The 19,459-nt window shown below is 33.9% G+C and carries 19 protein-coding genes; 18 read left to right on the top strand and 1 reads right to left on the bottom strand.

Translation table 11 applies throughout. The features are described 5' to 3' along the window. The first annotated feature begins 4 nt into the window (after positions 1 to 4). Together FP435_RS04345 and FP435_RS04340 are read left to right on the top strand one after the other, a co-directional pair. Complete coding sequence (locus FP435_RS04345; protein ID WP_265482871.1) at positions 5 to 1,399, top strand: amino acid permease; 1,395 nt, start codon at positions 5 to 7, stop codon at positions 1,397 to 1,399. A 93-nt stretch (positions 1,400 to 1,492) separates the two neighbouring features. Further along, the gene (locus FP435_RS04340; RefSeq protein WP_265482870.1) at positions 1,493 to 2,422 is read left to right on the top strand and encodes an NlpC/P60 family protein; all 930 of its coding nucleotides are present in this window, start codon (positions 1,493 to 1,495) and stop codon (positions 2,420 to 2,422) included. 96 nt (positions 2,423 to 2,518) lie between these two features. Here FP435_RS04340 and ybaK read toward each other — a convergent pair whose 3' ends face one another. Then, entirely contained in the window at positions 2,519 to 3,025 is a 507-nt protein-coding gene (gene ybaK, locus FP435_RS04335; RefSeq protein WP_265482869.1) for a Cys-tRNA(Pro) deacylase, read from the bottom strand. Positions 3,026 to 3,087: 62 nt separating this feature from the next. Between ybaK and prmA the strand changes: the two genes are divergently transcribed. The 16 genes from prmA (at position 3,088) to glyS (ending at position 19,445) form a co-directional block, all read left to right on the top strand. Continuing rightward, positions 3,088 to 4,032 (top strand): 50S ribosomal protein L11 methyltransferase, encoded by a 945-nt coding sequence (gene prmA, locus FP435_RS04330; protein ID WP_265482868.1) that lies wholly within the window; start codon positions 3,088 to 3,090, stop codon positions 4,030 to 4,032. An 18-nt stretch (positions 4,033 to 4,050) separates the two neighbouring features. Continuing rightward, the gene (locus FP435_RS04325) at positions 4,051 to 4,407 is read left to right on the top strand and encodes a hypothetical protein (RefSeq protein ID WP_265482867.1); all 357 of its coding nucleotides are present in this window, start codon (positions 4,051 to 4,053) and stop codon (positions 4,405 to 4,407) included. 20 nt (positions 4,408 to 4,427) lie between these two features. Then, on the top strand, positions 4,428 to 6,668 hold the full coding sequence (locus FP435_RS04320) for a RelA/SpoT family protein (RefSeq protein WP_265482866.1): 2,241 nt from the start codon (positions 4,428 to 4,430) through the stop codon (positions 6,666 to 6,668). Next, entirely contained in the window at positions 6,668 to 7,105 is a 438-nt protein-coding gene (gene dtd, locus FP435_RS04315; protein ID WP_265482865.1) for a D-aminoacyl-tRNA deacylase, read from the top strand. Before FP435_RS04320 ends, dtd begins: the two co-directional genes overlap by 1 nt. 276 nt (positions 7,106 to 7,381) lie before the next feature. Continuing rightward, positions 7,382 to 8,668 carry a histidine--tRNA ligase gene (gene hisS, locus FP435_RS04310; protein ID WP_265482864.1) on the top strand — a complete coding sequence of 429 codons (1,287 nt, stop codon included), beginning with the start codon at positions 7,382 to 7,384 and terminating at the stop codon, positions 8,666 to 8,668. 2 nt (positions 8,669 to 8,670) lie between these two features. Then, the gene (gene aspS / locus FP435_RS04305) at positions 8,671 to 10,515 is read left to right on the top strand and encodes an aspartate--tRNA ligase (RefSeq protein WP_265482863.1); all 1,845 of its coding nucleotides are present in this window, start codon (positions 8,671 to 8,673) and stop codon (positions 10,513 to 10,515) included. 134 nt (positions 10,516 to 10,649) lie between these two features. Continuing rightward, on the top strand, positions 10,650 to 11,174 hold the full coding sequence (gene msrA, locus FP435_RS04300; protein WP_265482862.1) for a peptide-methionine (S)-S-oxide reductase MsrA: 525 nt from the start codon (positions 10,650 to 10,652) through the stop codon (positions 11,172 to 11,174). Between the two features lie 79 nt (positions 11,175 to 11,253). Then, complete coding sequence (locus FP435_RS04295; protein WP_265482861.1) at positions 11,254 to 12,132, top strand: YitT family protein; 879 nt, start codon at positions 11,254 to 11,256, stop codon at positions 12,130 to 12,132. Between the two features lie 115 nt (positions 12,133 to 12,247). Continuing rightward, entirely contained in the window at positions 12,248 to 12,424 is a 177-nt protein-coding gene (gene rpsU, locus FP435_RS04290) for a 30S ribosomal protein S21 (RefSeq protein WP_003647180.1), read from the top strand. Positions 12,425 to 12,518: 94 nt separating this feature from the next. Then, complete coding sequence (locus FP435_RS04285; RefSeq protein WP_265484612.1) at positions 12,519 to 12,962, top strand: GatB/YqeY domain-containing protein; 444 nt, start codon at positions 12,519 to 12,521, stop codon at positions 12,960 to 12,962. A 75-nt stretch (positions 12,963 to 13,037) separates the two neighbouring features. Beyond that, positions 13,038 to 13,952 carry a PhoH family protein gene (locus tag FP435_RS04280; protein WP_265484638.1) on the top strand — a complete coding sequence of 305 codons (915 nt, stop codon included), beginning with the start codon at positions 13,038 to 13,040 and terminating at the stop codon, positions 13,950 to 13,952. Then, positions 13,952 to 14,482: an rRNA maturation RNase YbeY gene (gene ybeY / locus FP435_RS04275; RefSeq protein WP_265484611.1), complete on the top strand. Its 531-nt coding sequence runs from the start codon at positions 13,952 to 13,954 to the stop codon at positions 14,480 to 14,482. The genes FP435_RS04280 and ybeY overlap by 1 nt, the downstream gene beginning before the upstream one ends. Before the next feature lie 58 nt (positions 14,483 to 14,540). Beyond that, entirely contained in the window at positions 14,541 to 15,449 is a 909-nt protein-coding gene (era, locus tag FP435_RS04270; RefSeq protein WP_265484610.1) for a GTPase Era, read from the top strand. After that, positions 15,449 to 16,201: a DNA repair protein RecO gene (gene recO, locus FP435_RS04265; RefSeq protein ID WP_265484609.1), complete on the top strand. Its 753-nt coding sequence runs from the start codon at positions 15,449 to 15,451 to the stop codon at positions 16,199 to 16,201. Before era ends, recO begins: the two co-directional genes overlap by 1 nt. Before the next feature lie 264 nt (positions 16,202 to 16,465). Beyond that, a complete protein-coding gene (glyQ, locus tag FP435_RS04260; RefSeq protein ID WP_265484608.1) occupies positions 16,466 to 17,380 on the top strand; it encodes a glycine--tRNA ligase subunit alpha in 915 nt (304 codons plus the stop codon). Further along, the gene (glyS, locus tag FP435_RS04255; protein WP_265484607.1) at positions 17,373 to 19,445 is read left to right on the top strand and encodes a glycine--tRNA ligase subunit beta; all 2,073 of its coding nucleotides are present in this window, start codon (positions 17,373 to 17,375) and stop codon (positions 19,443 to 19,445) included. Before glyQ ends, glyS begins: the two co-directional genes overlap by 8 nt. The last annotated feature ends 14 nt before the right edge of the window (positions 19,446 to 19,459 follow it).

The raw sequence follows: 19,459 nt of genomic DNA, 5'->3' as shown, positions 1-19,459 counted from the left end.
TAAAATGGCACATGAAACACACTTAAAAAGAAAGATGAGCACACGTCACATTCAAATGATTTCTTTAGGTGGGGTAATTGGGACAGGATTATTTTTAAGTTCTGGCTATACCATTCATGAAGCAGGCCCTTTAGGGACAGTACTTGCTTATGGAGTAGGTGCCTTAATTGTCTTTGCGGTAATGTTGTGCTTGGGAGAACTATCAGTAGCGATGCCATATACTGGTGCGTTTCATGTGTATGCTAAAAAGTTTATTAGTCCTTCTGCAGGATTTGTGGTAGCAATCCTGTATTGGTTAACTTGGACAATTGCATTAGGGTCAGAATTTACGGCAGTTGGATTAATTATGCAAAAATGGTTCCCTAATACTCCCGTTTGGATCTGGAGTTTAGTGTGTATGATTGTTATTTTTTTAAGTAATTTCTTTTCGGTGAAGGGATTTGCAGAAAGTGAATTTTGGCTAGCTGCCATCAAAGTATTGGCAATTGTAGGATTCATTATTTTAGGTGGGGCGGCTATTATTGGTTTATTATCAGTTAAAGGTGAGCATGGAGCTCCAGGATTAGTTAATTTTTATAAAAATGGTTGGCTTCCTAATGGTTGGGGTGGTGTATTTACCACTATGCTTACTGTTAACTTTGCTTTTTCAGGGACAGAGTTAATTGGAGTTACAGCTGGTGAAGCAAAAGACCCTAATAAAGCAATCCCGCAAGCAATAAAAACGACTTTGTGGCGTCTATTGGTATTTTTTATTGGTAGTATTGTTGTAATGGCCGCTCTAATTCCTTATAAAGTAGCCGGAGTGACAGAAAGTCCATTTGTTTATGTTTTGGATGAGATTCATGTGCCTTTTGCGGCTAATATTATGAACTTTGTAATATTGACAGCAATTATTTCAGCTGCTAATTCAGGGCTCTATGCTTCAACAAGAATGCTTTGGTCTTTAGGAAATGAAAAGACCTTGCCTGCTGTTTTTGCTAAAACAAATAAAGCTGGTGTTCCGGTAGTGGCGCTATTAGCAAGTATGTGTGGCGGTATATTAGCATTAATTTCAAGTAAAGTTGCTGCTAGTACAGTATATTTAGTTTTAGTATCAATTTCGGGATTGGCAGTAGTATTTGTATGGATGGCAATTGCTTGGTGTGAATTAAAGTTCAGAAAGGAATATATAAAAGCTGGTAAAAAAGTTAGTGAGTTAAAATACCGTACTCCTTGGTATCCAGTAGTTCCATATTTTGCATTTTTTGCTAGTTTGATTTCTTGTATTTTGATTTGGTTTGATTCAAGTCAAAGAGTTGCCTTGTACTATACTGTGCCATTTGTAGCAGTTTGTTGGCTAGGGCATTGGCTATGGCTAAGACGAAGAGGTATAAGTAAAGAAAAAAGAGAGGTTGAATAATTAAGTTAGATTATTTCATTTTGGAATAATTATAAAAAATAACAATTTTTGGATTATACTAAAAGGGTTGGTATTTTTTATAGGAGTGTTCAAATGAAAAAATTAAGTAAGCTAGTAGCAAGTGTCGCTTTCAGTGTAGGACTATTAGGAGTAAGTACTACAGCTCATGCAGCAGATAATCACTATGTAGTAAAACATAATTCTTTTGTTTACAATAGTAAGTTAAAGAAAGTTAATCTTTATAAGAAAGTAGCTGGGAAAAAATATACATCAACTACTTACCGTGTAGGTACTACTTTAACAGCCGATAATGTTAAGACAATTAAGGGAAAGAAATATTATCAAATCGGGAATAATAAGTTTGTTCGAACAAGTAATTTACAAACTTTTGCGGACTACTTGAAAAAGAATAAAAATAAAGTAGTAATGCCTGATTTAGATGAAACCGATAGCGATGCTCAAGGAAATTTAACTGATTCAGGGTTAAAGAAAGTGGCAGAAAATAACCAAAAAGATACTACTATTTATCATCGCGAAGATAGTAAAATGAAGAGTAAACTTTTAAGTAAAGCTAAAAATCTTTTTGGTGCCTTTCATTATGGTAATCACCTTGGTTTTGGTAATTGGGCATCCCCAAATCGTAAAGGAACCACTGATTGTTCAGGATTTGTGTGGATAGCGATGAAACAAGCAGGCTACAATGTTTCAGAAAAAGCTTTTGCTACCCCAACTATGGAAAGTGATGCACGAATTAACCACCAATACTTCACCAAAATTTCTGCTTCAAAGGCAAAAGCTGGTGATGTAATGATTGTAAATGTTGGTAACGGATTATATAGTAATGGTCATGCTGCTATTTTAACCGGTAATTATCACGGGCTAGCTACGCCAATTATTCAAATGGGTGGTAATGGAAATAGTGTTAACTACAGTACTCTTGGCCCATCACTTGGACAAACTCTTTTGGGTGGTAGATTTACCTATGCTCGTCCAGTAATGAGCTACCAAAAAGATCAAAATTAATATTAGTTTTAACTAAACTAGTGGATAAAAAGAACGATGATTTATGGAAGAATCATCGTTCTTTTTGTTTGAAAGTATACTTATAGATTTAGCCATCTAATTTTCAACTAAGTCTACAAATTTACCATCAGTAATATTTTGTAACTCCTGAGGATTAATTTTAATACTACGACCTACTTCACCGCTAGATACAATAATAAGAGGCTGATCTTTCATAGTTTCGGAAAGATAGATAGGAAAATGGTGTTGTTCATAAATTCCAATTGGTGTATTAGCGCCATGGACATAGCCAGTTGTAGGAACTAATTTTTTTAAAGGCAATAATTCACATTTCTTATTGCCACTAGCTTTTGCAAGTTTCTTCATACTTAAGTGATCATTGATAGGGATTACAGCTACAATTGGGCTAACTTTATTTCCCTCACAGACTAATGTTTTGTAGACCAATTTGCGGTCTTCGTCTAAAATGGAAGTATCAACTTGTTGGACATCCCCTTGTTGAACAGTTTTAAAAGTTTTTTGTTCATAAGGAATTTTTTTCTGATCCAATATTTTTTCAACTAAAGTTTTTTTAAGTTTTTTATTTTTATTTTTTTTCGACATAATTTTCACCCAATCATTATCATAACGATGTTAAGGTTGAGTGTCAAAAGGAGTAATTATTTATGAGATTATTAGCCATTAAAATTAAAGCAGGTCATGAGATTGAAGATGGATTGACTTATTTTTTACAAGAACAATTAGGAGCCAAAGGAATTGAAGTACGTAAACGTAGCGATTTTATTGAGCAAGAAAATCGTGATCGCTCAATTTTAGTTGAATTAGAAGATATTGCTGATTTACCAGAAGATTTGGAATTAACTGCATATTTTGAAGCAGATGAAGATAAAGATGAGTTAGTTAAGAAAATTACAGCTAAAATTGAAGAAATGAGAAGTTATGGTTTACAAACTGGTAATATTTCATTAGAAACCAACTATGTAGCAGATCAAGATTGGAATACAGCTTGGCAAAAATTTTATCATGTAATTGATTTTTCTCGCCATTTAGCGATTGTGCCTGAATGGGAGGATTATCACCCAGCTTTTGGTGATCAACAACTTATTAGACTAGATCCAGGTTTGGCTTTTGGAACTGGTGGACACACGACAACCCAACTAGTGTTAATGGCGCTAGAGCGGTCACTGATAAGACCTATGAAAGTAATGGATATTGGAACAGGATCAGGAATTTTAGCAATTGCTGCTAGTAAACTTGGTGCAAAAGAAGTCTTAGCAACTGATATTTCTGATGAAGCAGTTACAGCGGCAAGAGAAAATATTAAATTAAACCATTTAGATAATATTAAAGTTAGAAAAGCTAATTTATTAAAAGATACTAATGAAAAGTTTGATTTGATTCTAGCAAATATTTTAGCAGAAGTACTGGTAGACTTGATTCCAGATTTAGATACCCATTTAGCTGAAAAAGGAAAGGTAATTTTTTCTGGAATTGATTATTTACAATTACCTAAAATTGAAGAATTACTGGATGAATATGGATTTGAGATTAAATTAAAGATGCGTGAAGGACGTTGGATTGGACTTTTAATTGCACGCAAGGAAAACTAATGAGAGTAGAGGTCAAGAATGAAAGAAGATAAACAAAGTTTTATCAGCAAACTTAATCAAAAAAATTTTATGCCAGTAATTTGGCTGACAATTTTAGGATTGGTAGTTTGGATAATTAGTCCACTGATACATTTAGCAGTTGTTTGGCGAATGGGGCTAATCTTTTTTATTTTTAATAGTATATTAGCTTATGAAATTGGTCATTTAATTGCTGTACGAAAAGCCAGTAAGTGGTGGTTGCTACTTTTTCCGATAGTATTTGCAATTGTGGTAGCAATCCATTATGCTACTTATAATTACTTATTATGTGTGGTTTATATTTGTATGGAATTATTTGGTTTATGGCGAGACGATTTTTATCATGAACCAAAATAAAGAAATTGAGGTGAATTTAAATGTCAAAATATCAAGAAATGACGCATGAAGAAGTTTATGAAGAATGTAAAAAATATATGAATAAGGAGCACTTAGAGTTTGTTGAAAAAGCTTATCAATTTGCTAAAGCAGCTCATGAAAATCAATATCGCGCTTCTGGACAACCATATATTATTCACCCAACACAAGTAGCAGGTACGCTAGCAACTTTACGCTTAGATCCAGATACAGTAGCAGCTGGGTATTTGCATGATACTGTGGAAGATACTCCAGTTACTAATGAAGAAATTAAAGAAAAATTTGGGAAAGATGTAGCATTTATTGTTGATGGAGTTACCAAATTAAGTAAAATTCCTTATAAGTCTCGTAGTCATGAGGAATATTTAGCTGATAACCATCGTAAAATGATGATTGCTATGGCAAAAGACTTGCGAGTAATCATGGTTAAACTAGCCGATCGTTTGCATAATATGCATACACTTGATCATTTGCGCCCTGATAAACAACGCCGCATTGCTGATGAAACTTTAGATATTTATGCACCTTTAGCTGATCGTTTAGGAATTGGAACAGTTAAGTGGGAACTTGAAGATATGAGTTTGCATTATTTAAACCCACAACAATACTATCGCATTGTTAATTTAATGCAGTCAAAGAGAAGTCAGCGTGAAAAATACATTGCGGATGCAATTTCTGTCTTAGAGAAAAATCTTGATGATTTAGGAATCAAGTATGAGATTTCAGGACGTCCTAAGCATATTTATTCAATCTATAAAAAGATGGTTAATAAGCATAAAGATTTTAGTGATATTTATGATCTCTTAGCTGTTAGAGTAATTGTAAAGTCAATCAAAGATTGTTATGCCGTTTTAGGGGCAGTTCATACTAAATGGAAACCAATTCCAGGCCGTTTTAAAGATTATATTGCTGTGCCAAAAGCTAATGGTTATCAATCACTGCATACGACAATTATTGGGCCAGGTGGTAAACCTTTAGAAATTCAAATTAGAACTGAAGAAATGCATCGAATTGCTGAATTTGGGGTAGCTGCTCATTGGGCTTATAAAGAAGGTTTACAAGAAGCCGAACAAAATGATGTGAATAAAAAGTTAAATATGTTCCAAGAAATTTTGGAATTAAAAGATGAAACAGTTGATTCAGAAGAATTTATGAAGAGTGTAAAAACTGATTTATTCTCTGATCGAGTGTATGTCTTTACGCCAAAAGGGGATGTTTATGAACTGCCTAAAGGATCAAGCCCACTAGACTTTGCCTATTTAATTCACTCTGAAGTGGGTTCTCATTCAGTAGGAGCCCGCATTAATGGTAAAATTGTCCCACTTGATTATCAGCTAAAAACTGGTGATGTTGTTGAAATGCTAACACAAGCTAATGCTCAACCATCACGTGATTGGGTAAATTTGGTAAAAACTTCCCGTGCTAAAAACAAGATTAGACGCTTTTTTAAAGCACAAGATCGTGAAGAAAATATTGAAAAGGGAAAGAAGCTAATTGAAGAAGAATTAACAAACCGGGGCTTTTTGGCGAAAGATTTTTTAGATAAAGAACATTTAGCAAAAGTATTTGACCATTTCAATGCTAAAGATGAAGACGATCTTTTTGGAGCCATTGGCTATGGGGAAGTTTCTGTCCTTACCTTAGCTAATCGTTTAACAGAAGATGTTCGCAAAGCTCAAGAAGACAAGAAAAAGCAAGAGCTTGAAGAAAAAATAATGAATACTGGGCAACAAAGTGTTAATCAAGAAACTCCAAGCCCTAACAATGTTATGCGCCTTAAACATAATAATGGGGTTATGGTTCAAGGTGTTTCAGATTTAATGCTTCATTTAGCTAAATGTTGCAATCCTGTACCAGGTGATCCAATTATTGGATATGTTACTATGGGTCGTGGAGTTACAGTTCACCGCACAGATTGTCCAAATGTAACTGAAAAAGCTAGAGAAGCAGGGCGATTAATTGATGTAGCATGGGAAAATATCGCTAAAAACAATAAAAATGAAAGTTATAATGCTGATATTGAAATCTATGGTTATAATCGCTCCAAACTCTTAAGCGATGTAATTACAGCATTAAATACAAAAACACAAAATATCGTTAATATTTCTGGAAAAGTTGATAACAATAATATGGCTCATATTTATGCAACTGTTTCAGTGCGTGATGCAGCTCACTTGGAAGATATTTTAGTAAGAATGCGTGATATTCCAAACGTTTATGAAGCAAAGAGGTCAAATAATTAATGAGAGTTGTAATTCAAAGAGTTAATAAAGCACAAGTAGCTATTGATGGAGAAACTGTTGGAAAAATTAAACGAGGCTTTTTGTTATTAGTGGGTCTTAAGGAAGGAGACACTGAAGAACAAGTAAAAAAGGCAGCTAATAAAGTAGCTAAAATGCGCATCTTTGAAGATGAATCAGGAAAAACAAATAAATCTTTAAAAGATGTAAATGGTGAAATTTTGAGTGTAAGTCAGTTTACTTTGTTAGCAGATACTAAACACGGAAATCGACCAAGTTTTATGCAAGCAATGCGTCCACCCAAGTCAAAAGAATTATGGGAATTATTTAATGAAGAACTAAAAAGTGCTGGTTTCCAAGTAGAAACTGGTAAATTTGGTGCCGATATGCAAGTGAGTTTAGAAAATGATGGTCCTTTTACAATTGTTTTGGATATTTAAGAAAAATTTATCGTTTATTATTGACTTTTTTTAAAGAAAATAATAAGCTTAACAAAGAATTATCGATGACAAAGATTGAAGATTAGCACGATTCGTTTCAGAGACTGCTTGGCTGGTGAGAAAGCAGATGAATCATAATCTGTGACCCCTTTAACAGATAATTAAGCGTCTCGCGAGCGTTAATCGTAGGAAACCTAAAGGTGGTACCGTGCTAATTTTAAGCGCCCTTGTTTTTCAAGGGTGCTTTTATTTTGTTATAGAAAAAAGGAAGATTAAATGAAAGTTCAAAGACCTAAAGGTACAGTTGATATTTTGCCAGATGACTCTTATAAATGGGAAAGAGTAGAAAATGTTGCACGCAATTTCTTTTCACGAGCTCATTATCGTGAAATGAGAACACCAATGTTTGAAAACTATGAAGTATTTTCACGTTCAAGTGGTGAAAGTTCAGATATTGTTGAAAAAGAAATGTATGACTTTTATGATAAGGGAAATCGTCATATTGCATTGCGTCCAGAAGGAACAGCTGGAGTAGTACGTGCTTATGTAGAAAATAAGTTATACGGACCAGAGCATGTAAAACCATTAAATGTTTTTTATATTGATCCAACTTTTCGTTATGAACGTCCTCAAGCGGGACGTCAACGTCAATTCCATCAAATTGGAATTGAGAGTTTTGGCTCAGATAGCTATTTAGCAGATGTAGAAACAATTGTTTTAGGACATGATTTACTTGCTGAATTAGGCGTAAAGAATTATGAATTACATATTAATTCTTTAGGAAATGCCCAAGTAAGAAAAGATTATCATGACGCTTTGGTAAACTACTTTACTCCTTTAAAAGATAAGCTTTCTGAAGATTCTCAAAGAAGATTAACAATGAATCCTTTAAGAATTTTAGATTCTAAGGCAGCTGAAGACCAAGAATTTTTACCGGGTGCTCCTAAGATTGTCGATTATTTAGATGAAGAATCACGTGAAAACTTTAATAAAATCACCTCAACTTTAACCCAATTGGGAATTGACTATGTCTTAGATGATGATTTAGTAAGAGGATTGGATTACTATACTGGCATTATTTTTGAATTTATGGTTGAAGATCCAACATTGTGGGAATCTGCTACCACAATTTTAGGTGGGGGAAGATATGACCACTTAGTTGAAGAATTTGATGGGCCACAAACGCCAGCTGTTGGTTTTGGAATTGGGGAAGAAAGATTAATGCTTGTCTTGCAAAAGCAAAACCCTGAACTTTTTGGTAAGCCCGCAGTAGATTTCTTTGTTGCAAATATTGGAGAAGGAACTGAATTAAAAGCAGTAGAAATTGTACGCTCAATTCGTAATCAAGGTTATAGTGCTCAATATGATGTTGATCAAAAGAAATTAAAGGCTCAATTTAAGAAAGCAAATCGAGTAAATGCAAAATATGTAATTACTTTAGGTGCCAAAGAACTAGAAAATGGTATTTTGAACATTAAGCGTCTTGCTGATGGTGAAACAATTGATTTAAGTTTAAATGATTTAAATGATATGGAAAATGTAGTAAATAAATTAGAGGGTTAATTATGGAAAAAAGAACTGATTATGCAGGAAATATTACTTCTAAATATATTGGTCAAGAAGTAACTTTATATGGTTGGGTACAACGTGTACGTAATTTAGGAAATTTGGTTTTTATTGATTTAAGAGACCGTGAAGGAATTGTCCAAGTTGTTGTAAATAAAGATTCTGGAAAAGAATTAATGGATATTGCTTCTAAATTAGGTAGTGAATACGTAATTGAAGTAAAAGGTAAAGTTGTAAAACGTGCTAGTGAAAATCCAGAAATGAAAACTGGAGAAGTTGAAGTTGAAGCTAGCGAAATTGATGTTTTAAATAAATCAAAAGTTCCACCTTTTGAAATTAAAAATGATATCAACGCTGCTGAACAAACTCGTTTGAAGTATCGTTATCTTGATTTGAGAAGACCAGATTTGCAACAAGCTATTATTACACGTGCTAAGATTTTAAAGGCAGTACATGAATACTTTGATGAAAATGGCTTTATTGATATTGAAACTCCTATTTTAGGTAAATCTTCTCCAGAAGGTGCACGTGATTACTTGGTTCCTTCAAGAATTTATCCAGGTAGCTTTTATGCATTGCCTCAATCTCCTCAATTGTTTAAGCAATTATTAATGGGGGCAGGATTTGATAAGTATTATCAATTAGCTCGTTGCTTCCGTGATGAAGATTTACGTGGAGATCGCCAACCAGAATTTACTCAGATCGATATGGAAACTTCATTCTTAGATGAACAAGGTGTTCAAGATTACACTGAAGGTTTACTCAAGAAGGTAATGAAAGACGTTAAGGGAATTGATATTGAAACTCCTATTAAGCGTATTACTTGGGATGAAGCAATGAACAAGTATGGTTCAGATAAGCCGGATACTCGTTATGAAATGTATCTTCATGATTTAAGTGATATTTTTAAAGATAGTGACTTTAAAGTATTTTCAGGAGCAATTGCTGATGGCGGAGTAGTGAAGGGCATTGCTGTTAAGAATGGTGCCAAGCAATATTCACGTAAGAAGATTGAAGAAAAGCAAGATTATATTAAACGTTATAATGCTAAAGGTTTAGCATGGGTAAAATATGAAGATGGCGAATTTTCAGGCCCAATTGCACGCTTTTTAACTGATGAAAATAAAGAAGCTTTAAAGAAAGAATTTAATCTTGAAGGTGGAGAATTAGTTGCGATTGTCGCTGATAAGTGGAAAGTAGTGACTGATTCGCTTGACCACTTACGTCGTGAATTTGCTAAAGAAACAGGAATTATTCCAGAAGATACTTATAGTTTTGTATGGGTAGTTGATTGGCCATTATTTGAATATGATGAAGGATTTGGTCGTTGGATTGCAGCTCACCACCCATTCACGATGCCTGATGATGAGGGAATTAAGTTACTTGATACTGATCCTCATAAGGCACATGCTCGTTCATATGATATTGTCTTAAATGGTGATGAACTTGGTGGAGGCTCAATCCGTATCCACAAACGGGAAATTCAAGAAAAAATGCTTAAAGCTTTAGGCTTCAGCAAAAAACGTGCTTATGAACAATTTGGTTATCTTTTGAATGCATTAGATATGGGATTCCCACCACATGCAGGACTTGCGATTGGACTTGATCGTTTTGCTATGATGCTTGCTGGTAAGGATAATATTCGTGATGTTACAGCCTTCCCTAAGAATGCATCTGCTTCAGAACCAATGATGCATGCTCCAGCACCAGTTGCGGATCAACAATTAGCAGATATTGGAATTGAAGTTGAAAAGCAATATCATGATAGTATCGCTGAAACTAATGAACGTTTAGAAAAAGAAGCAGCACAACAAGCTGACCAGAATACTGACTGGGATAAATAATATAAAAAGAGCTAGTTTGATATGAATCCTAAATTAGGACGTAGCACTAGTTCTTTTTATTAGGCAAATAAGTGGCTTGAAGCCATCAGCAATGTTATAACTTAGTAAAGTAAAAGATTAGGAAGGATGAGAAGATGAGTAAATATGAAAAAGCAATTTTTGCTGGGGGATGCTTTTGGTGTATGGTTGAACCTTTCGATCATTGGGATGGTGTAAAAAGTGTTGTTTCTGGTTACACTGGTGGTGTAGTAGAAAATCCAACCTATGAACAAGTTTGTAGTGGACTAACGGGTCACAAAGAAGCAGTAGAAATTACTTATGATCCAAGCAAAGTATCTTATAAAAAATTGCTTGATGCTTACTGGCAAGTGGTGGATCCTACTGATGATGGGGGTCAATTTCAAGATCGGGGTAGTCAATATGAGCCGGTTATTTATTATACAAATGAAAAACAAAAACAAGAGGCTTTGGCATCTCGCAAAGAATTAGAAGAATCTCATAAATTTGATCGGCCAATTGTAGTAGCGATTGAAAAAGCAGAACCTTTTTATCCAGCTGAAGATTACCATCAAGATTTTTATAAAAAAGATCCCCTTCGCTATCAAATTGAAGAGATGGGTGGAAGAGAGCAGTACAAGAAAAATTATTGGGGCAAATAAAATAATAAAGGTAGTGAAGTTTTAAGAAAGGTGTGTTATAAAAGAAGAGGTAATATATTAAATAGCAAGAGGAAAATTCATGGATCAATTGGAAAGATTGACAAGGCGACATAATTATCTTTCAAAAGTTTCAGCGGCTTTGTTTTATGCGCTAGCAGTAGCTGTAGCTTTGAACTTTTTTTGGACACCTGGGAAGATCTATGCTTCTGGGGTAACTGGTTTTGCACAAGTATTGCAGTCAGTTTCAGAAAGATTTTTACCCTTTACTTTAACTACTTCGATAATGTATTTTGTTTTGAACGTGCCTTTATTTATTTTAGGATGGTTTAAAATTGGACATAAGTTCACCCTTTTCACGATAGTGGCTGTGCTCTTGGCTTCTATCTTAATGAAATTCATTTCACCGGTTAAATTAACATATGACCCAATAATTTGTGCAATTTTTGGTGGAGTGATCAACGGAATTGGAACAGGATTAGCACTTAAGTCAGGAATTTCAACTGGTGGCTTAGACGTTCTAGGGATTATTCTACGTAAAAAAACTGGTAAAAGTTTTGGCCAAATTAATATCTTTTTTAACTTGATTATTGTTATTTGTGCAGGTTTTGTATTTGGGTGGAACAGAGCTTTATATACTGCACTAAACATTTTTATAAATGGTCGTGTGATTGATGCAGTTTATACTCAACATCAAAAGTTACAGGTTTTGATTGTTACGGAACACCCTAAGCATATCGTCGAAGGAATTCAGGAGAGAATGCATCGCGGTATTACAATTTTGCATGATGCTGAAGGTGGTTTTAGTCACACAGAAAAAACTGTCTTATTAATGATAGTGGATCGTTATGATATGTATGATATTTATAATATTGTTAAGAAAAACGACCCTTATGCTTTTATGAGCACTACAGAAGTTTCGAAAGTTTACGGAAGATTTATTGAACAAAAACCTGTTTAGTTTTTTATAATAAAATGAATCTTTAGTATTGACCGTTGAAGTTCGGTTAGCTATAATTTATATATATTGTTGTGACACACTAAGTTGTGTCAAGAAATGGAAGGAGGGATCACACATGGCCAAGACAATCGTTCACGAAAACGAGTCTATTGATGATGCTCTTCGTCGTTTCAAACGTTCCGTTTCTAGAAGTGGTACCTTGCAAGAATACCGCAAACGTGAATTTTACGAAAAACCTAGTGTTAAGCGTAAGTTAAAATCTGAAGCAGCACGTAAGCGTAGACATTATTAATAAAGAAAAGCTCTGATAGATTAAGGTCTATCTAGAGCTTTTTTTTCACAAAAAGCTTAAAATATAGATAGAAAAATTTTAGGAGGAATTGATTATGGCATTAACTGATACTTTAATGGAAGATATGAAAACTGCAATGAAAAATAGGGATAAAGAGGCTTTAACTACCATTCGTTCAATTAAGGCTGCCCTAATGAATTATAAGATTAAAGTGAATCATGATTTAACTGCTGAAGATGAATTAAGTGTTTTATCGAGTGCAATGAAGCAACGCAAAGAATCTTTAGAAGAGTTTGAAAAAGCTGGGCGTAAAGATTTAGTTAAGCAAACCAAAGATGAAATAAAAATTTTAGAAAAATATATGCCAAAACAAATGACTCCTGAGGAATTAGAAGCAACTGTGGCAGAAGTAATTACTGAAGTTGGGGCAACTTCGAAAAAAGATTTTGGTAAGGTAATGCAAGCTTTAATGCCAAAGATCAAAGGTAAGGCTGATGGTAGTCAAGCTTCTGCAGTTGTTGGTAAAAAACTCAATTAGTGTAAAAAGGAAGGATTTTTAGTGGAACAAGCTTTATTAGAAGGAACATTAACACCTACCCAACCAGATAATATTATGAATTTAGTTGGAATTAATGATGGTAACTTACGGTTAATTGAAGAATCCTATGATGTAACTATTAATGATACAGGTAGTGCAATTGAAGTTAAGGGCCCAAATGATGTAGTTAAAAAGGTGATGGCAATCTTAACTGCTTTAGATAAAGTCGTAACTAAAGGTGTTTCGATTACTGCGACAGATGTAGTAAGTGCAGTAAAGATGGCTGATAAAGGAACTTTAGAATTTTTTGGTGAACTATACAACAAAGTTTTGATTAAAGATGCTAAAGGCCGGCCAGTACGAGTTAAAAATATGGGTCAAAAACGTTATATTGAAGCTATCAAAAAACATGATGTTGTTTTTGGAATTGGACCTGCTGGGACTGGAAAAACATTTTTAGCAGTAGTAATGGCAATTAGCGCTTTTAAAAAGGGAGAAGTTTCTCGAATAATTCTTACGCGTCCCGCAGTTGAAGCAGGAGAATCACTAGGATTTTTACCAGGTGATTTAAAAGAAAAAGTTGATCCATATTTACGCCCAATTTATGATTCACTTTTTGCAATTTTAGGCGTAGAAACTACTAATCGGTTAATGGATCGCGGCTTAATTGAAGTTGCTCCGTTAGCATATATGCGTGGTAGAACCTTGGATGATGCTTTTGTAATTTTAGATGAAGCTCAAAATACTACTCAAGCGCAGATGAAAATGTTTTTGACCCGTCTAGGGTTTAATTCAAAAATGGTGGTTAATGGAGATCAAACTCAAATTGACTTACCTGGAAAAGCTAAGAGTGGATTACTCCAAGCAGAGCACATTTTGGCTAATATTGAACAAGTTAAATTTATTAACTTCACTTTCAATGATGTAGTTCGTCACCCAGTAGTAGCTAAGATTGTTAAAGCTTACGATGAAAATGGAGAGACTAAATAATGGATAATTTAGATATTTCCTTTAATGATGAAGTAGGATTCTTAAAAACAAGAAATAGAGATTGGAAAGAATGGATTGCGAAACTTTTGTATTCAGCTAAAGACGCAATTGGAAAAGAAAATCCTCAAGAAATAAGTATTAATTTTGTAAATAGTGAAAGAATCCATGAAATTAATAAAAAATATCGAGGTAAGGATCGTCCAACAGATGTAATTTCTTTTGCAATTGAAGATGACGATGAAATGCAAATAATGAACCAATTTTTAAGCGAAGATCCAAATTTTGTTGAAGATATTGGCGACTTATTTATTTGTCCAGAAGTAGTTGAAAAACAAAGCATTGACTATGAAACTGGATTTGATCGTGAAATTGGCTATACTCTTGTACATGGTTATCTTCATTTGAATGGATATGATCATATTGAAGATCAAGAAGCAGAAGAAATGTTTTCCATTCAAGGAAAAGTTTTAAAAGATTATGGCTTACCCCTTTATCCAAATCAAGAAACTCATGGAAAGCAGATCCATTGATAAAGCGCATTTTTAAAATGTGGTTTTTCCATTGAAAATCAAAGAAAGAAGAATAGAAATGGTAGAAAAAAATAATTTTAAATCTGGCTTTGCCGCATTAATTGGCCGTCCCAATGTTGGGAAGTCCACATTATTAAACTATCTTGTAGGACAAAAAGTAGCCATTATGTCCCCTCAACCACAAACAACTCGTAATAAGATTTCAGGAGTTTATACTGATGAAAATGAACAAATTATTTTTATAGATACTCCAGGAATTCATAAACCTAAAAATAAATTAGATGATTTCATGGACAAATCAAGCTATTCAACATTAGATGAAGTTGACGTAGTTTTATTTATGGTGGAACCTGAACCCGCAGGTAAGGGAGACCAATATATTGCTGAAATGCTAACTAAGGTAAAAAAACCAGTTATTTTAGTGATTAATAAGATTGATACGGTTCATCCTGATAAATTATTGCCAATTTTAGATTCTTATAAACACTTAGGTGATTTTGCAGATATTGTTCCAATTTCAGCAAGTCAGGGAAATAACGTTGATGAATTATTAAGAACTATTTCTAAATATCTTCCAGAAGGCCCTCAATTTTACCCTGCTGATCAAGTAACGGATCGTCCGGAGTACTTTATTGTGGCTGAATTAATTAGAGAACAAGTTTTACGCCAAACTAAAGAGGAAGTACCACATGCAACAGCTGTTGTAGTAGATCGAATGAAGGATCACGAAAATGGTAAGTTGCAAGTGGAAGCTACAATTTATGTAGAACGTGATGGGCAAAAAGGAATTATTATTGGAAAAGGCGGTCAAATGTTGAAAAAGATTGGGACAGCCGCTCGTCACGAAATTGAAAATTTATTAGGAGAAAAGGTTAATTTACGTCTATGGGTGAAAGTCCAGAAAAATTGGCGTTCAGATCCACTATTTTTAAATAGAATTGGTTATAATTCCAAGGAATTACGCTAATGGTAAAACAACTGGTTGAAGTTGAGGGAATCGTTTTTAAAAGGAAACGATACCAAGAATCAAGTGTTTTATTAAAGATGCTTACTAAAGAGTATGGGATTATTAGTGTAATTGTAAAAGGAGCTTTAAAAAATAAATCTAAATTGGGTGGTGCAACCTTAAATTTTTCTTATGGAACTTACGTAATTAATACAAATTTTAAAGGAATAAGTAATCTAAGAACTTTTAAAAATACTAATCAATTTGATAATTTATATCTTGATGTGATAAAAAATGCCTCAGCTGCCTATCTTTTAGACTTAATAAGCCATGCTTTTATTGAGTATGAAAATGTAGGAAAGTTTTATGGATTAATTCTGGAAGCTTTAAAGGCAATTGATTTAGGTAAAGATCCTCAAATTATTACTCAATTAGTGCAGTTGCAGTTACTTGAAGCTTATGGAGTAAAGCCGAATTTTGAAGAATGTGTTATTTGTCATAAAAGACAAGGTAAATTTGATTATTCTTTAGAATTGGGAGGCATTATCTGTAGTGACCATTTTGAAAAAGTTTCGCGAAGAATGAATTTGCCAGCAAAGCTTGTAAGTTTACTACGCACTTTAATGCTAGTAGATATTAAACGAATTGGGAAAATCAATATTGATCCATATTTAAAAAAACAGACTCAAGGCGTAATTGATCGAATTTATCAAAATTATCTTGACTTGAATTTAAAATCTAAAAAGGTTCTTCAAGAATTAGAAGTCTTTTAAAGTAAGTCTAGGTAAGAGAACTAGTAATTTTTTGCAATTAGTGCTAAAATATATAAACGGATAATTGGCGATTATAAAGGATAAAAAAGTACTAGAACAGCGAATGTGGATAGTGAGAGCACAACTAGGAAAGGCACCTTTTAGCCAAATTAATTAAGAGCAGGGAGAATACTCCCTGAATTAGGGTGGAACCGCGAACCAATCGTCCCTATGCAAATTTTTGCATAGGCTTTTTTTATAGCCTATGATGTGAGGAGAATACATATGTCAGAAAAACTGAATATTCAGAATATGATTTTTAAATTAGAACAATTCTGGGCCTCTAAAGGTTGTATGATTATGCCATCATATGATGAACAAAAAGGTGCAGGGACAATGAGTCCATACACTTTTTTACGTGCCGTTGGTCCAGAACCTTGGAAGGCATGTTACGTTGAACCTTCAAGACGACCAGCAGATGGTCGCTATGGTGATAACCCTAATCGTTTATATCAACACCATCAGTTTCAGGTAGTTATGAAACCAGCGCCAAAGGAAATTCAACAATACTATCTAGATAGTTTAAGAGTGTTAGGAATTGAGCCTTTAGAACACGATATTCGTTTTGTTGAAGATAACTGGGCAAACCCATCAATGGGATGTGCTGGTGTTGGTTGGGAAGTATGGCTTGATGGAATGGAAGTTTCCCAGTTCACTTACTTCCAAGTAGTTGGAGAACTTGAAGTTAAACCAACAATGAGTGAAATTACTTATGGTGTAGAACGCTTAGCTTCATATATTCAAGATGTTAACTCTGTATTTGACCTTGAATGGGGAGATGGGGTTTTATATCGTGATATCTTTAAACAACCAGAATATGAACATTCTAAATATGCTTTTGAAGAAAGTAATCAAGAGCAATTACTTAAGGCATTTGATGATTACGAAGCAACTGCAAAGCAGCTATTAAGTAAGAACTTGATCCATCCTGCGTATGATTACATTTTAAAGTCTAGTCATACTTTTAACTTGTTAGATGCCCGGGGAGCTGTTTCTGTAACTGAACGTGCAGGATACCTTTCACGAATTAGAAACTTAGCTCATCTTGCTGCAAAGGGATTTGTAGAAGAGCGTGAAAAGCGTGGTTTCCCACTATTAAAGCATCAAGAAAACAAAGAAAAGGTGGCAAATAATGACTAAAGATTACTTATTTGAAGTTGGTATTGAAGAAATGCCAGCCCATGTTGTTTCAAAGAGTGTAAAACAATTAGCTGATAAAACAAAAAAATTTTTAAAAGAAAATGGTTTATCTTTTACTGATATTAAGACTTTTTCAACTCCACGCCGTCTTACAATTTTAGTAAAAGATTTGGCCGAACAACAAGAAAACATTGATGAGGTTAAAAAAGGTCCAGCTAAAAAGATTGCACAAGATAGTGATGGAAACTGGACAAAAGCAGCCCAAGGTTTTGCACGTGGTCAGGGAATGACAACAGATGATATTTATTTTGAAGAACTAAAAGGCACAGAATATGCTTATGTACACGTACAAAAAGAAGGTAAAAAAGCTAGTGATATATTGATGGGGATGAGTGATATTGTTAAAAGTATGACTTTCCCTACTAAGATGCGTTGGGGTGCAAGCGGTGATTTTGAGTTTGTACGTCCAATTCATTGGATGGTGTCACTTTTTGGCAGTGAAGTTGTACCAGTTAAGTTACTTGATATTGAAGCAGGTAGAAAGACTCAAGGACACCGTTTCTTAGGAGATAGTGTAGTATTAGCAAATTCTAGTGACTATGAAGAAGCTTTAAAGAGTCAATATGTAATTGCTAATGCGGCTGAACGTAAAGAAATGATTGTCCGTCAAATTGAAGAACTAGCTGCACATCATAACTGGAAAGTAAAATTAGATAAAAGTTTACTTGAAGAAGTTACTAACTTAGTTGAGTATCCAACTGTTTTTGCTGGAAGCTTCGATGAAAAATATTTAAACATTCCAGATGAAGTTTTGATCACTTCAATGAAAGATAACCAACGTTACTTTGAAGTATACGATGAAAATGGTAAGTTAATTAACTACTTTATTTCAGTTAGAAATGGGAACAGCGAATATCTTGATAACGTAATTTCAGGTAATGAAAAAGTTTTAGTTGCTCGTTTAGATGATGCACAATTCTTCTATGATGAAGATAAGAAATACCCACTTTCTCATTTTGTAGATAAGTTAGCTAATGTTTCTTTCCACGATAAAATTGGTTCAATGTCTGAACATATGACAAGAGTAAAAGAAATTGGAAATTATCTTGCTAAGCAATTTAATTTATCTGATGAAGTGGTTAAAGATTTTAATCGTGCAGCGGATATTTACAAGTTTGATCTTGTGAGTTCAATGGTAGGAGAATTTGCAGAATTACAAGGGATCATGGGTACTCACTATGCTAAATTGGCTGGTGAAAATGAAGCTGTAGCAAATGCAATTAAAGAAAGCTACATGCCAATTAGTGCAGAGGGAGCATTACCTACAAGCGAAGTTGGATCACTTTTGTCAATTGCTGAAAAATTAGATACGATCATTGCCTTCTTTGGGGCAGGGATGATTCCAACTTCCTCTAATGATCCATATGCTTTAAGAAGAAGTGCCTACGGAATTGTTAGAATTCTTCTAAATGAAGATTGGTCACTGTCTATTAAAAAGGTTTTACCAGAGATAATTACTTTAATTTCTGGTAAAACTCCTGCTAAACTCCCTAAATCAGATGAACAAGAAAGTGAAATTGCTGATTTTATTCGTGACCGTGTAAAACAATTTTTACAAAGTAATGACTACAAATATGATGTTGTGGATGCAGTGTTAGCTTCTAGTCAACAAGATCCAATGCAAATTGTAGCAGCTGCTAAAACCCTTCAAAAGCATCACGATGATGATGATTTCAAACCAGTTGTTGAAAGTTTAACTAGAATTACCAATATTCTAAAGAAGGCAGAATTAGCTAACGATTCAGAAGTAAATGCAGATTTATTTACTTCTGATAGTGAAAAAGAACTTTTTGCAGGGGTTGAAAATTTACAAAATGATGATTTAGCAATTGATGAATTATATCAAGGATTTGTAGATTTACAGCCGGTTATCAATGATTATTTTGAAAGTAATATGATTTTAGATAAAGATGAAAAGGTTAAGAATAATCGCTTGACCCAATTGCAAAAAGTAAATGACTTAGCTAGTCGCATGGGTGATTTAAGTAAACTAGTAATTAAGTAGAAAAGAGTCAGGCA

Origin of the sequence: Lactobacillus sp. PV037, from assembly GCF_014522345.1 — a bacterium.
GTDB lineage: Bacteria > Bacillota > Bacilli > Lactobacillales > Lactobacillaceae > Lactobacillus.
Note: the sequence above shows the minus strand (reverse complement) of the source record. Positions and strands in the feature narration are given on the sequence as shown.

Coding starts and splice junctions, on each gene's coding strand:
- rpsU (WP_003647180.1), top strand. CDS start 12,248: ATGGCCAAGACAATCGTTCACGAAAACGAGTCTATTGATGATGCTCTT.
- era (WP_265484610.1), top strand. CDS start 14,541: ATGGTAGAAAAAAATAATTTTAAATCTGGCTTTGCCGCATTAATTGGC.
- dtd (WP_265482865.1), top strand. CDS start 6,668: ATGAGAGTTGTAATTCAAAGAGTTAATAAAGCACAAGTAGCTATTGAT.
- FP435_RS04280 (WP_265484638.1), top strand. CDS start 13,038: ATGAATTTAGTTGGAATTAATGATGGTAACTTACGGTTAATTGAAGAA.
- FP435_RS04295 (WP_265482861.1), top strand. CDS start 11,254: ATGGATCAATTGGAAAGATTGACAAGGCGACATAATTATCTTTCAAAA.
- FP435_RS04340 (WP_265482870.1), top strand. CDS start 1,493: ATGAAAAAATTAAGTAAGCTAGTAGCAAGTGTCGCTTTCAGTGTAGGA.
- msrA (WP_265482862.1), top strand. CDS start 10,650: ATGAGTAAATATGAAAAAGCAATTTTTGCTGGGGGATGCTTTTGGTGT.
- ybeY (WP_265484611.1), top strand. CDS start 13,952: ATGGATAATTTAGATATTTCCTTTAATGATGAAGTAGGATTCTTAAAA.
- hisS (WP_265482864.1), top strand. CDS start 7,382: ATGAAAGTTCAAAGACCTAAAGGTACAGTTGATATTTTGCCAGATGAC.
- FP435_RS04345 (WP_265482871.1), top strand. CDS start 5: ATGGCACATGAAACACACTTAAAAAGAAAGATGAGCACACGTCACATT.
- FP435_RS04325 (WP_265482867.1), top strand. CDS start 4,051: ATGAAAGAAGATAAACAAAGTTTTATCAGCAAACTTAATCAAAAAAAT.
- glyQ (WP_265484608.1), top strand. CDS start 16,466: ATGTCAGAAAAACTGAATATTCAGAATATGATTTTTAAATTAGAACAA.
- ybaK (WP_265482869.1), bottom strand. CDS start 3,025: ATGTCGAAAAAAAATAAAAATAAAAAACTTAAAAAAACTTTAGTTGAA.
- prmA (WP_265482868.1), top strand. CDS start 3,088: ATGAGATTATTAGCCATTAAAATTAAAGCAGGTCATGAGATTGAAGAT.
- glyS (WP_265484607.1), top strand. CDS start 17,373: ATGACTAAAGATTACTTATTTGAAGTTGGTATTGAAGAAATGCCAGCC.
- FP435_RS04285 (WP_265484612.1), top strand. CDS start 12,519: ATGGCATTAACTGATACTTTAATGGAAGATATGAAAACTGCAATGAAA.
- recO (WP_265484609.1), top strand. CDS start 15,449: ATGGTAAAACAACTGGTTGAAGTTGAGGGAATCGTTTTTAAAAGGAAA.
- aspS (WP_265482863.1), top strand. CDS start 8,671: ATGGAAAAAAGAACTGATTATGCAGGAAATATTACTTCTAAATATATT.
- FP435_RS04320 (WP_265482866.1), top strand. CDS start 4,428: ATGTCAAAATATCAAGAAATGACGCATGAAGAAGTTTATGAAGAATGT.